Source organism: Leisingera sp. SA215, assembly GCF_055902035.1.
On record NZ_JBVVXU010000044.1, the window covers coordinates 1 to 589 of the forward strand.

Annotated in this window: 1 protein-coding gene; it reads left to right on the top strand. The window is 56.9% G+C overall.

What is annotated here, in order from left to right; all coding sequences use genetic code 11:
* A partial coding sequence (locus AC0KW6_RS21595; protein WP_474036063.1) for a hypothetical protein occupies nt 1-410 on the top strand: 410 nt, incomplete at its 5' end.
* Between the last annotated feature and the right edge of the window lie 179 nt (nt 411-589).

The following is a 589-nucleotide window of genomic DNA, read 5'->3' on the forward strand; positions in this document are numbered from 1 at the left end:
CAGAGGAAGCGAGGCTGAAGGAAGCGGAAGAAAAGGTCAGGGTGAAGGTGGCTGAGGCCGAAGTAATCTCGGATGCTATAGAAACTGGTCTGGAGCTTGTAGCTGATGGTGCGCTTGCTTGGCAGGAGGCATCAGCAGATCAGCCGCCGCGGCTGATCTGGGGCGCGACCGCTCCGAAGACCAAGCAGGCACAGGATGAAAAGCTGAAGGAGATCCGCCCAGCAATGCGTATGGTCACACGCATTGCGCAACTGGTGGCGCGGAGCGTTAAGCGCGTCCTGGCCAAAGAGCGGCAAAAGCTGAAAAATGACGCGGATTATGTTCGCGGCCTGCGACAGAAATGGGAAACGGAAGATGATGCGCGGCTGAAGCGGATCTCGCTTGGTGGGATAGAAAACGGTCCGAAATAGGACGGGTTGCTGACTTTCGCTAAGTGACAAACCTGCCTTTCGTCGCAGGCGCGCGATCCTTGCGGCATTTCCGAAGGCATCAGAAAGTCGGCGGTTTCCGGACCTTCCTTGCGTCTTCTGATGGTAGCTCAAAGCCCGGTTAAGCCGACATTCAGAATAGTCAGTTGCAACCCCCCCCG